The organism is Polymorphobacter megasporae (assembly GCF_018982885.2).
Classification (GTDB): Bacteria; Pseudomonadota; Alphaproteobacteria; order Sphingomonadales; family Sphingomonadaceae; genus Polymorphobacter_B; species Polymorphobacter_B megasporae.
The window spans coordinates 2,391,814-2,404,850 of sequence record NZ_CP081848.1; the positions used below are offsets into that span (position 1 = coordinate 2,391,814).

Sequence of the window (13,037 nt, forward strand, 5' to 3'; positions counted from 1 at the left end):
TGTGCGTCGGCCGAACAGGAACTCGACTGTCCTTGCGCTTCACGTTGTTCAAGCAAAACGCACCGTTCTCATATCCGCCGACTACGCCCGGCGAACGGCGTCGACGCAGTATCGATCTGTCATCGGACGTTCCTTAAAACCTGCCATAAGTAATCAGGCTAACCCAAATCGCACGATAGGGCCAGCATTGATATGGATAAATCGGGAAAAGCGACGTCTATCCGGTAAGACAGTCCGAATGTTAGCTGTGGTGTCATTGAATTCCCAGCTTAAGTAGGTGCGCTTGCTGTCACGGTCTAAGATTGTTCTGGAACGTGGTGAAAATATGTTAATCGGATGTCCGATAACAAATGTTTCGAAAACAGTCGGTCCCAAATTGTTGGCTAACACTTTTTTAATGTCGGCTCGACAAATGGCCAGTCTCGTCCGGCGCAGGTCAACGTCGGTCGAAGCCAGAACGGAATCACGCCCTGTTTGATGGATTGGTCGGTGATTGCGGCGATCCGGGGTGGATCAGACCATCACAGTTTGACGAGTTCGACCCGGCGGTTGGTGGCCTTGCCAGTCTCGTCAGTATTGCTGGAGACCGGACTTATGCGCCCATACCCCTTCGCCTGGAGCCGACCGGGCGTGATACCCGCGGCGACCAACGTCGCCTGTACCGCTTTGGCGCGACCATCCGATAGCGTGACATTGTGCTCGTCGGTGCCGGTATCGTCGGTATAGCCGTTGATCGCCAGCTTCAGCGACGGATCAGCCTTGAGCAGTGCGACTACGGCATCGATCTGCGCCGCCGAGGTCGGTAGGATCTGCGTCTGGTCGGTCGCGAAGTTGACGTGAATGACGGCCTTGCCGGTCTTGTCGAGGTCGCTTTTGAGCTGATCGGCGGGCAGCATTGCCGCGGTTGGGACGAACGGCTTGGTCTGGACGACGGCGATCGAGGCTTCCGACGTGTTTGTCGTATAATGAATCCAGATCGCGTCGTGCGGTCGATGAATAACCCATGTTTCTGAAGGGTCGTTCCACACGTCGCCGAGCCCCATCAGCAATTCCATCCTGGTGGCATCGGGTATCGCCTTGAGCGCAGCGGTCGGGATCTTGTCCTCGTATAGCTTGACGGCTCCGGCCTGCTGGAAAAGCGCCTCCATGTTTTTCTTAAGCTCATAAGTGGAGAATTGTTTGTTCTGGGCAGCGACAAGCGTGACCATGAAGGTCTGGCCTTCGACATCCTTGAAGCTCTTTCCCGTCCAGAACAGGAAGTGAGCAAAGTCGTTCGTCTGCGGCTTGTTCTGCGGAACGTAATCATCCGGCCAGCCAAAGAACGGGAACTTGCCGAGCGGCGCGTTCGAGACCGGCACGTTATCGATCGAGAAATCGGCCGGTGCGGGTGCCGGTGCTGCCACAGGAGCAAACGCAACAGTCGAGGTTTGCGCGACCGTTGAATTGGGCATTGCCGACGTGTTGTCCGCTTCGGGCTTATGCCCGCACGCGGCCACAAGCACCGCCAAACAGAGTACGCTCAAGCCGGTCGTTTTCATATGTCCCCATCCTTGTCGAGTCTGGTTAGCCCATGACGCAATCGGCGGGCAATCGGCTTGGCTCCGACCACTAGTTCAGGATTTCCGCCGCCCACTGGCCGGACCCCAGGGCTGGCGCATTCATGGTCTGGCGCGGTCCAATTCGGGTCGATTGTTCAGCCAGCCCGGCCAATTCAGCCTAAGCACACTCAGGCAGGCGATGCCTTGATGAAGTCGATGAACGCCCGCAGTGGGGGAGGCACCAACCGGCGGCCTGAGTAATAGAGGAACGGGCCCGAGAACGGCTGCCACCAGTCCGGCAGAACCGGTTCCAAGGCACCGCTGTCGAAATGCGGGCGCAGCCAATCCTCGAACACCGATATTATCCCGACCCCTGCGACGGCGGCGTCGACGGCGAGATCGGTCGCGCCACCGACCTGTACGATCAACTGCCCGCGCGGTTCGATACGGACGATCTCACCGGCACGCTCGAATTCCCATGGTGCCGTCAAAGCGCCGCTCGCGAACCGTCCAAGGACGCAGGCGTGCGCGAGCAGATCACGTGGATGCTCAGGGCGGCCATGGCGATCGAGGTATGTGGGAGCGGCGGCGGTGGCGATCCGCTGGACGCGTGGACCAATCGGTACTGCGATCATGTCCTGCTCCAGCCGCTCGTCGTAGCGAATGCCGGCGTCGCAGCCGGCGGCAAGCACATCGACGAAGCTTTCCTCCGCGACGATCTCGAGGTTGATGCCTGGATGGGCGGCGAGAAACCCCGGCAGGATCGCCGGCAACACCAGACGCGCTGCGCTGACGGGCACGTTGAGACGGAGCACTCCGGTCGATCCGTCGCGGAGGCCTCGAAGGTCATCGAGCGCCGCAGCGACCTCTCCCAGCGCCGGCGCCAGCCGCTCGAACAGCCGCGCGCCCGCTTCGGTCAGGGTTACGCTCCGAGTGCTGCGGTGGAGCAGGCGCAGGCCGAGCCGCGTCTCCAGCCGTCGCACAGCCTCGCTCAACGTCGAGGCGCCGATCCCGCTCGTCCGCGCCGCGTCGCGAAAGCCACGCGCCGTCGCCACTGCGAGGAATGCGCTCAAATCTCCTAGATCTGCATCCATTGTGCGGACATCCGTACGGCTCGTTCGGATCATGATGGGTTATCGCACGATCGACCAGCAGCTAATCAGTGGAGGAATAGGAGACACAGATGCAGACTATCAATCAGGCGGGGCGTTTTCGCCTCGGCAATCGCGACGTGAACCGGCTTGGCTACGGCGCCATGCAACTTGCCGGTCCTGGCGTATTCGGCCCGCCGCGAGACCGCGATGCGGCGGTCGCGGTCCTGCGCGAAGCGGTCGCGAACGGGGTCGATCACATCGACACCAGCGACTTCTATGGCCCGCACGTCACCAATCAGATTATCCGCGAGGCACTTCACCCTTATGGCGACGCTCTTACGATCGTGACGAAGGTCGGCGCAGTGCGTGGCGCTGATGGCTCGTGGAACCCGGCGCAGGACGCATCGGCGCTTACGGCCGCAGTGCACGACAATCTGCGAAACCTCGGCTTGGACGTATTGGAGGTCGTCAACATGCGCCTCATGGGTGGGGGGAGCGGGCATGGTCCGGAGGAAGGATCCGTCGAGCCGCAACTAGCCGCGCTCGCTAGCCTTCAGGCGCAGGGACTTATCCGGCACATCGGTTTGAGCAACGCGACGTCCAACCAGATCGAGCAGGCGCGTCGTATCGTCGAGATCGTCTGCGTGCAGAACCAGTATAACCTCGCCCACCGAGGTGACGATGCCATGATCGACGCGCTGGCGGCGGACGGCATCGCCTACGTCCCGTTCTTCCCGCTTGGGGGCTTCAGCCCGCTCCAGTCGCGGACGCTGTCCGACGTGGCTGCAAGTCTGGGCGCGACGCCGATGCAGGTGGCGCTCGCGTGGCTGCTGCGGCGCTCGCCCAACATTCTGCTTATCCCGGGCACGTCGTCGCGCACGCATCTCCGTGAGAATTTGGCAGCGGCATCGCTTGAGCTGTCAGATGAGGCGGTGGCGGCGCTGGATGACCTTGGCTGATGGTCTGACCAAGTCGCCGCGCGCCCGTGGTCGGAGACGTTGACGCCGTTGGTAATGCGTTATTGAGCGTCTCGGTAGGGGCGGGACGACAGCATGTCGCCATGGGGAGATACGCATTCCACCCGGCCCCGAATTCACCGAGACGTCAGTAATTCATGCAGGCGAGCTTCGCCGTCAAATCGACGTCGACGCCATACCAATCGCCAAGACTTGACATATATTTGTTCGGAATATAAGTAATATGCGGAACGGATATATGGCTGGTGTGTGAGCGGAAGCAAGTTCTTCGATCAATCTGGGGCGGCGCGGTACGAGCGTCCGGCGGTTGCCGTGGACCTGATCCTGATGAGCGTCGTCGACGGCATTCCCGCGGCGCTACTGACGCGACGGCCCGAGGGTGACTGGGCGCTGCCCGGCGGCTTCGTCGGCATCGACGAGAGCCTCGACGCGGCGGCGCATCGGTTGCTCGCCAACGAGGCTCGCATGGACGACGCCTATGTCGAGCAGTTGTACACCTTCGGCGAAGTCGACCGCGATCCGCGTACCCGCATCATTAGCGTCGCATATTTCGCACTGCTCGCGCCAGCGCGGTTCGCAGCAGCCCTGAAGGACGCGTCCGACGTGCGGCTGGCGACGCTGCACGTGCCGTGGCCCGGCGAGAAAGGCGGCGTCGTCGAGGCACGGTCGCCCGACGGCATGGCCCTGTCGCTGGTGCACGACCACGCCGACATGCTCGGCGTCGCGATGCTCCGCCTGCGTGGCAAACTCAATTACTCGGCAGTTGCCTTCGCGTTACTGCCCGAGCGCTTCACGTTGCGAGCCCTGCAGGACGTCCACGAAGCGATCCTCGGCACCCGGCTGAACAAGCCCGCCTTTCGCCGCCGCATGCTCGACCGCGGCTGGCTGCAGGCCACCGGCGAGCGCGAGACCGGCGCTTCGTTCCGTCCCGCCGAGCTGTACCGCCACCGCGTCGCCGACTGATTCCAGACCGATCGAGGAGACAATCATGGCATCGATAAAAAGCCTCGGATTCATCGCCCAGCTGCGCAGCGACGCCAGCAACCACGTCATCCGCTACCGCAATGGCCGGATCCGGCAGAGCGGACGTGGGCTGGTCTTCTGGTTCCGCCCCGAGACCGCGAGCATTGCCGAGCTGCCGATGGACGACCGCGAGATGGCGGTGTTCGTCAAGGGCCGCAGCCAGGACTTCCAGTCGGTCGCCATCCAGGGCACGCTGACGTGGCGTATCGTCGATCCCGAGCTGCTGGCGGCGCGTGTCGACTTCAGCCTCGGATTGCTGACAGGGTCGTTCAAGAGCGAGCCGATCCAGCGGATCGAGACGCGCCTCGCCGGCCTCGTCAACCAGGCGGCGTTGCAATATCTGGCGCAGAATCCGGTCCGCGCACTTCTCGACGCCGGGCCCGAGCCGCTGCGTAACCAGCTCGAGGCGGCGCTTGCCACCGATCCTGCGCTTAACGAGATCGGCATCGCGGTCACTGCAGTCCGCCTGACCAACCTTGCGCCGTCGAGCGAGCTTGAACGCGCGCTGCAAACTCCGACCTTCGAGGCTCTCCAGCAAAAGGCCGACCAGGCGACCTTCGAGCGTCGCGCGATGGCGGTTGAGAAGGAGCGCGGCATCGCCGAGAACGAACTCGCGAACAAGACCGAACTTGCGCGTCGCGAGATGCTGCTGATCACCCAGGAGGCCGAAAACGCTCGCAACCGTGCCACCGGCGTCGCCGAGGCACAGCAGGTCGAAGCTGCTGCCGAGGCCGAGCGCATCCGCACCGTCGAGAGTGCGCAGGCCGAGGCCGAGCAGGCACGGATGACGATCTACCGCGACCTCCCGCCGTCGGTGATGCTCGGCCTTGCGGCGCGCGAACTGGCGGGCAAGCTCGACAAGATCGAGCATCTCAATGTCACGCCCGACCTGCTCGCGACGGTGCTCGGTGAATTTCGCCGTGATAAGCCGACGCTAACGGCAAGCTGAGGCAGCGGTATGTCGACCAACAGCCCGCGCGCAGTCTTTGTCACGCGTGAGACCGATTACGAGCTGTTGCTCGCGCGCCACGCAACGCGGGGCCAGGCGAAGTTTTTCCTCGACACGCGCGGTCAGGACATCGACCTGCTCGAGGACCGGCATCGCCAGTTTTACGACGTGCTCCAGTCGGGCCGCAAGCTCGTCCCCGCCAATTGGCGCCAGGCGCTGGTGCAGCGCGGTGACCTCGACCGCTTTCTGTTCGGGCCCGAAGACGTTGTCATCGTCGTCGGACAGGATGGGCTGGTCGCCAACGTTGCCAAGTATCTCGACGGCCAGCCGGTGCTCGGGCTGAATCCCGCGCCCGACCTGTACGACGGCGTGCTCGTTCGCATCTCGTTGCCACGCCTCGGGGCGTTGTTGCCCGCCAGCATCGCGGGTGCCGCGCCAGTCGAGCGGCGGACGATGGTCGAGGCACGGCTCGACACCGGCGAACGGCTGCTGGCACTGAACGAGGTCTTCGTCGGTCACCACAGCCACCAGTCGGCGCGCTATCGCATCGCAACCCCCGACGGCGCCGAAAACCAATCCTCGAGCGGTTTGATCGTCGCCTCGGGTACGGGAGCGACCGGCTGGGCGCGGTCGATCATGGGGGCGACACACGAGGTCGTGGTGCTGACCCCTGAGGAAGCCGCCGTCGCGTTCTTCGTCCGCGAGCCGTTCCCCAGCATTGCCACCGGCACCACCCTGCGCGCTGGAAAGCTGGAGCGCGTGCCGCTCGAAGTGACCTCGCGGATGAACGACGGCGGCGTAATCTTCGCCGACGGCATCGAGCAGGATTTTCTGGCTTTCGACTGGGGGCACAGCGTCAAGCTAGGTCCGGCCAAGCAGACGCTGTATCTGGTTACCGGATAAGCAGGGTGTGGATAGCTGTCGGCGTGCGAGTTTGAGCCTGCATGGCCATTAAGGATAAATGGCTTTTACGACATTGGCTTTAAAGCCGTCTTTGCTGCGTCCGTCGGTCTGGAGCAACGACGCGGCGACGATCATCGCCTCACGCCCCGTTGATGATGACCGTGCCGGTCGCTCGGTCATCGGAGCGGGATACACCGTTGAAGATTGCTGGATCTGAAGGGGACAGGTTGGCCAAGCTTACGCCTCCAATTACCGGACCGGCGTCGGCGGCGGCGAGTGTGGGTGCGCACGGGATGCTCGCAAACTGCGCGACCGGTGCAGGCGTCGGAATCGTCGCCGGAATGCGATCGTCCAGACGATGCGAAGTGTGTTGAAGGAAGTTCGATACAGCGTGACGCGCGGGGCGATGCACCGCGAGAATTGCCGGGGGTGCAAGCACCGCCGGGCATACGCACATCGCAATCAGTTTTGCCCTCAACATTTTATAACCCAACCACCAAGTGCCCAACGCTAAGAATAGACAATAAACATTTCCGTTTCATCACCAAAATTGAAAGGTGGTAAATCGCCGGAATTAAGCACGGCCATGCGGGTACGCGCATCAAAGTGAGCGGATGACGTTCGCCGTTGCGATGCGTTATCTCGTAACCACAGAGACACGCTACTCGGGGTCAAATCTAAGCGCGATCCTACGGCAACTCGAGCCGCCGCTGCTCATAGGCCCGGTGCCAGTCACCAAGGTCGGAGTACATCGCTGTCGCTCCCGCCTCGACCAAATCGGCTTGCACGCTCAATCCCGAAAGCGGCTTGTCGAGGGCGTCCATGATGCGCCGCAACGTCTTGGCCGTGATGAGCGACCGTTCCGCACTGGCATCGAAATCGCCTTGCATCCGGATACCGAAAATGGCGGCACCCACAGCCGGGAGGCCGGCCGAGAAGGCGATGAACAGGTGCGCATGGCCCTCGGCAAACTCGCGCGCGAACACGTTGCAGATTGCTGCCGACAGACAGCTCAGCAGCGAGGTCGCGAACAGCACGATGCCGACCTGGTGCAGCCGATGGTCGAGCCGGTGCATCTGGGTGGCAGTGTTGCTGTGGTAATCGACCTGGGGCTGAAACTCGACTGCAACCAAGCTTTTCACGAGCGCACCCGCGTCTGTCATCGTCCCCGATGGACAGCCTGAGTCGCGCCAGACCGCTGCTGCATACCACTCGATCCACCTTCGATCGGAGCCGGATTCCTTGCCCAGTCGCGGGGGAGCCGCGACCCCGAGCAGCTTCAGGCTGCGCATCAGACGGATGCGTTCGGCGAGCTGGCGATATTCCAGCCAACGCCGATGCCATTGTCGCCGCGCACCGACGCTAGTGTTGATGACGAACCCGATGATGGCAAGCGGCTCGCACAGGGCCGCCCAGAATTCGAGGTTCGGAAAGACCAGCCCCGTCAGCGCAATCAGCACCGCCAGCGCGCTCAGCACGAAATTCAGGACATGCCCGGACCGGTAGCTTTGCGCGAAATGCTGCGCCAGATGATCGGCCCAGCCAAACCGGCTTTCGATCACGTCGAGCGATACGCCGATGCCATGTTGCCGCTCCCCGCACGCCGCATAAAAAGCGCTCCACTCGGCACGCGCCGCCACATCATGCCGCGGGTTGAGGAATACGGTGCGTCGTAGCCGCTTGATCCCCAACAGCGCGAGCAGGAGCGGATATTCCGCGCGCGATCGAATCCTCCGCTCTGGCTCTGCGAGATAGGTCTGGAAGTGCCGATCCTCGACACGATCGGCGGGCGGCCTGAGGATCTCGTTAACGAGCGAAGCGATTTCCGACGCATCGGCAGATCGGCTGGGTGTCGCCGCGGTTCCCCATTGATGCACGAAGCTGGAATAGCCGGCCCACAAGATGCGGGACGGTTCGTTGGGATCGATCGGAATCTGAATCACCGGGATGCCGCGCTCGAGCGCAAGTTCGACGATCTCGGCAGTGCCCCCGCGCCCTCGCGCCGGCCCGCCATCCCATATCGCGATGACGAGATCGCTATGGGCGACAGTGGCTTGCCCCGCTAGCGCATACCCTTCTTCACGCGCGCCAGATTGCGCGGGCAGTTCGAGTACGCGCTGAGCCTGTCCCAGTAACAGGTCGAATTGCACGAGGGCTTCGCCAGCGAAATCCTTCCGATACTCCGCGTGCGGCAGCGGCAGGATCGCGTCGAGGGCATATCCCGCCTCCAGCGCCGTTTGCGCAGCGATCTGGTCTGCTCCTTCCGCGAGCGGCGACAGTAGGCGCGGGATAAAGGGCGCCGGTTCGAACGCGTCGGCGTGTCGCTGTCCGACACCGGCCGCCACTTTTGACAATTGGCCAAGCACATCTGCCAGTCGCGCCCCGACGTGAGCAACCGCTGCGGCATCCAACTGCGGAGGACGATGACCGGTAATGCCGACGGACAGGTTGAGCATGGGACGCGGAGGATGACGTAAATGCACCAAGCGAACCCTTAAATCCCGTCGGACGGATTGTAACGGTGATCATCCACCATGCGGAACTCAGCGCTCAACGGGTCGGGCCCAGTGCCTTTACGACAGCCTGGAAGCGGGCTTCCCTGCGGATCGGGTCCAAAAAGGGATCGGCAAAAATTGATGACAGGCCCGCATCGCGCAATGCCAACGCTTTTTCGAGCATGGTGCAAGCAACGTCCGCTTCCCCGCGTTGTGAACGGATTTGGGCGAACTGATAAATAATGGTGTCTTTGTAGGTATCGTCCAACGACTTAAGTCTGGCATCCGACCCCGGCAAGTCTCCCAATTTCGCCAAAGCGATGGCTTCACCCGTCAGCCGAGAGAAATGGAAGTCCGGCAAGCGTCCGTACTGCGACAGCGCCTCACGATAGCGGCCAAGCATGTTGAGGGAATCTCCGGCAACAGTCTTTCCGAAGAACACCTTTGGAAACAGGACGGTGGATTTTAATCCCGCATCCAATGCTTCGGCATATCGCCTGCCGTAGTACAGCACACTCGCCCGGATCGTAAGGTTCGTCCTGTAAAGAGGATCGAGCTTGGTAGCGAGGTCGATGGCGCGAAGCGCAGCGTCGAATTCGCCGAGCCCGCTCAAAATTTGCGCCTGCCCGCGTAGGAGCGTCGAACCCCCGCCGACTGCTACACCTTGTTCTAATATCTGCCGCGCGCCGCGCAGATCGAGTGCGCCTTTCAATCCTTGGGCCAAGCCGCTGTAGGCTGAAGCGAGTTTTGGTGCCTCCGATACCGCGATCCGTCCTGCTTCTATGGCGCGTTGCATGCCCTGCTGGACCTCTTTCGCGGTCGGAGCATTTTCTGCCAGTAATCCAATCAGGCGCGCGCGATGGGCCAGAGCTTCTCCGTAATGTGAATCCAGCTGGAGCGCGGAGTCGACCAGCGCGAGCGCGCGGGCATAGCTTTCGTCACTGTCGTCCAAGCTGGTTGCATCGAAAGCCCGAAGGAGGAGATCGTGCGCCTCGGCGTTGCGCGTACCGCCGACCGACAGCAGATCCTTTTCCTGCGGCAGCAGCCGTATCTGCAACGCCTGCGCCACGCTCTGCGCGATCGCCGACTGAATCTCCAGCGCGTCGCCGGGGGCGCGATCATAGCTTTCCGACCAATGTTCAACGCCGTCCTTGCCGCTGACGAGCTGCGCGGAAATTCGGATCATGCTCGGCGAGCGACGCACGCTGCCGGTCAGGATGCTGGCGACCCCCAGCTTGGCCGCCGCCGTTCGCGTATCCTCATTACGCGCCGCCTCGGACGAGTTCCGCCCGATCACGGTGAATTGCGGGATGCGCGTGAGCGCGCTGCGCAGTTCCTCGGCGATGCCGTCGGCGAAATAGGCCTGGGTCGGGTCGCCCGAAAGATTGGCGAACGGCATCACCGCGATGCTCGCATCCTTCGCCTCGGCACGCGGCCACAGCGCCCAGCCGCCAGCGCCCGCTGCGAGAAGCGCGGCTACACCGCCACCGGCAAGCGCCAGCCTGCGATCCACGCCCGCACGCGGCCGTTCGGCAAGCCTCACCGATGCCGGGGGGCGTTTGCCATTGAGGATTGCGCGCACCGCCGTCAGCAAGGCGTGGTACTGCGGATCGGCGCGATCGCCTTTCCAGCCGATGAGCGACAGCGCCTGGATTTCCCCGAAGCCCAGCGGCGGCTCGACGGGATCGATCCGCACCGGCAGATAGGCATTGCGGCGCTGCGCCCGCGTCGCCTCGTCGCGCACGAAATGGCCCTCGGCACCGGTCGAGCCCTTGCTCCACACGACCAGCACGCAGCGCGCGGCATTGAGATTCTGCTCGATCGCCTCGCGCCATGCGTCGCCGCCACCGATATGCGCGTCCCACCAGATCGCGATGCCGTCGGCCTCGAGCGCATCGACCAACGGCTTCAATCGTGCGCGATCCTGCGATTTGTAGGAAACGAACAGATCGACCATGGTGACTGTGTCGCCTCCCCCGAATTCGTGAAAAGCTGTGCCGCCAAAGTGGACCGGAAACAATAGCCGTAACGATTCAAAACACTGGATGCGGAAAATTCACGATCGTGGGCCGGGTCGATCGGGTTCGATCAAGCGCGGCAGACACTGGCGGCCGAAATGACCGATCCAAAAACGCGATTTTGACGCTGAGAGACGATCCATCTTGTAGTGACAGCTCCGGATCGAAGCGGTCCTCTAACGGTGACGACGATGACCGTTAGTCCCAAATGAGTTATTCGGTCTACGCCAGTGAGAGATGAACGAACGGCGGGTTTTCAGAAGCTACAGAGCGCCGACGGAAGCCCTCGGATCTACAACTTTCCGGACGGCAGCTCTGCGTTCCACGCCCAAAAGCTACAAGACATTTACCGACCCCGTTTTAGCAGGGGCAGTACATAAATCGATGTCTGGCGTTGGGGATCGCCAATACCGTCGCGAATGGTCGATTTCGGGGCAACAACGCTGAGTGAAGATGCGGCAATGCCTCGGCACGAAGCCATCATCCCGCTGTCGGCTGTCAGGCTGTTGTACGACCACTCATCTCGGCACCGGCGCTGCGATCGAAGCGGGCGTTGACGAAGACCGACAACAGCGAAATTGCCGTGACGGTCCAGAAGGCTGCGGAGAAATCGGCGAAACCAGGCGCGGCGCGGGCGTGCCACACCATCGAGGCGTGTAGCGCCGTACCTGCGGTGCAGATGCCGAGTGACAGCATCAACTGCTGGAACGTGGCGTAGAAGCTTGTTGCCGCACTCATCCGCTCCTTGCCGATCTCGTCATAAGCAATCGTGTTGTAAGCGGTGAACTGGAACGACATCAGGAAACCCGAGACCACCAGCACGGCGAAAACCGCGGGCAACGGCCAATCGGGCCGGAACAGCCCACATGTCGCATAGGCGACGGTTCCTAGAAAGCTCATTGCCATCAAGCTCGACCGAAAGCCGAAGCGGTGCAGGAGGCGACGGGCCAGCCCCTTCATCCCAAACGAGCCGATCGCGGTGGCGAGCGTCATCATACCGCTCTGCGCGGGCGATAGCCCGAAGGCGAGCTGCATCATCAGCGGCAGCAGGAAGGGCTGCGCGCCCTGCGTGATCCGCGCCAGCGAGCCGGCGATCAACGACAAGCGGAAGGTCGGCACGCGCATGAGCGACACGTCGAGAATGGGATGGATAGTCCGTCGCGCGTGGAGCAGATAGAGGATGCCTGCGACGGCGCCCGTCAGGACCATGAGGACTGCCAGACCCGCCGCGCCCGAGCGGCTCGCCATCTCGAAACCGAACAGCAGACACCCGAGCGCCAGCGACGACAGGACGAAGCCGAGCCAGTCGAAGCCGTGCGGGGCGGTCTCGCGGATATCGGCGATGAACCGGCCGGCAAGCACAATTCCCAGAATGCCGATGGGCAGGTTGAGCCAGAAGATCCAGCGCCAGTCGAGATAGGTGACGATGAGGCCGCCGACCGGCGGGCCGACGATCGGGCCGATGAGCGCGGGCATGATCAGCCACGACATCGCCGACACCATGTCGCGTTTGGCGACCGAGCGGAGCAGAACCAGCCGGCCAACGGGCAGCATCATCGCCCCGCCGATCCCCTGGGCGAAGCGCGCCGCGACGAGCAGCGGCAGGGTCGGTGCCAGCCCGCAGGCAAGCGAGCCGGCGATGAACAGGCCGATCGCGGCACGGAACACGCGCTTTGCGCCGTACCGATCGGCGACCGTGCCCGAAGCGGGGATGAAGACGGCCAGCGCCAGCAGGTAGGAGGTGAGCGCGATGCTCATCTCGGGGGCGCGGACGTGGAAATCCGTTGCAATCGCGGGCAAGGCCGTCGCCAGCACAGTCGCATCGAGGTTTTCCATGAACATCGCGCACGCGATGATCAGCGCCACGGTGCGGTAGTTCGCGCCCGGCGGCGCGCCGCCCTCTTGATCGGCGGTCTGCGCGATGCCGTTGCCGGCAGGGACGATGCCATCGCGCATCTCGCTGTTGACCGAGGCGATGCCGCGACGCCGCGGCCGCAGCAACTGGCGAGGATCGAGATTGGTGGGGAGATGGAGTTGCAT

General features: G+C 62.9%; 9 protein-coding genes. 4 read left to right on the forward strand and 5 right to left on the reverse strand.

Annotated elements, in window-relative coordinates; genetic code table 11:
* Window positions 1–521: 521 nt before the first annotated feature.
* On the reverse strand, window positions 522–1,523 hold the full coding sequence (locus tag KTC28_RS11270) for an OmpA family protein (protein WP_255601953.1): 1,002 nt from the start codon (window positions 1,521–1,523) through the stop codon (window positions 522–524).
* Window positions 1,524–1,726: 203 nt separating this feature from the next.
* Window positions 1,727–2,632, reverse strand: a complete 906-nt coding sequence (locus KTC28_RS11275) for a LysR family transcriptional regulator (RefSeq protein WP_216710690.1) — start codon at window positions 2,630–2,632, stop codon at window positions 1,727–1,729.
* A gap of 89 nt (window positions 2,633–2,721) precedes the next feature.
* Between KTC28_RS11275 and KTC28_RS11280 the strand changes: the two genes are divergently transcribed.
* The 4 genes from KTC28_RS11280 (at window position 2,722) to KTC28_RS11295 (ending at window position 6,484) form a co-directional block, all read left to right on the forward strand.
* Window positions 2,722–3,591: an aldo/keto reductase family oxidoreductase gene (locus KTC28_RS11280; RefSeq protein WP_216710689.1), complete on the forward strand. Its 870-nt coding sequence runs from the start codon at window positions 2,722–2,724 to the stop codon at window positions 3,589–3,591.
* 267 nt (window positions 3,592–3,858) lie between these two features.
* Complete coding sequence (locus KTC28_RS11285; RefSeq protein ID WP_226895947.1) at window positions 3,859–4,572, forward strand: NUDIX hydrolase; 714 nt, start codon at window positions 3,859–3,861, stop codon at window positions 4,570–4,572.
* 25 nt (window positions 4,573–4,597) lie between these two features.
* Complete coding sequence (locus KTC28_RS11290) at window positions 4,598–5,581, forward strand: SPFH domain-containing protein (protein WP_216710688.1); 984 nt, start codon at window positions 4,598–4,600, stop codon at window positions 5,579–5,581.
* A 9-nt stretch (window positions 5,582–5,590) separates the two neighbouring features.
* Window positions 5,591–6,484, forward strand: coding sequence for an NAD(+)/NADH kinase (locus KTC28_RS11295; RefSeq protein ID WP_216710687.1), 894 nt, complete (start codon window positions 5,591–5,593; stop codon window positions 6,482–6,484).
* Between the two features lie 689 nt (window positions 6,485–7,173).
* Here the strand turns inward: KTC28_RS11295 and KTC28_RS11300 are convergent.
* From KTC28_RS11300 to KTC28_RS11310, 3 genes are all read right to left on the reverse strand, one after another.
* On the reverse strand, window positions 7,174–8,940 hold the full coding sequence (locus KTC28_RS11300; protein ID WP_216710685.1) for a DUF4231 domain-containing protein: 1,767 nt from the start codon (window positions 8,938–8,940) through the stop codon (window positions 7,174–7,176).
* Window positions 8,941–9,034: 94 nt separating this feature from the next.
* Window positions 9,035–10,936 carry a TIR domain-containing protein gene (locus KTC28_RS11305; protein WP_216710684.1) on the reverse strand — a complete coding sequence of 634 codons (1,902 nt, stop codon included), beginning with the start codon at window positions 10,934–10,936 and terminating at the stop codon, window positions 9,035–9,037.
* Between the two features lie 559 nt (window positions 10,937–11,495).
* Window positions 11,496–13,037, reverse strand: coding sequence for a DHA2 family efflux MFS transporter permease subunit (locus KTC28_RS11310; RefSeq protein ID WP_216710683.1), 1,542 nt, complete (start codon window positions 13,035–13,037; stop codon window positions 11,496–11,498).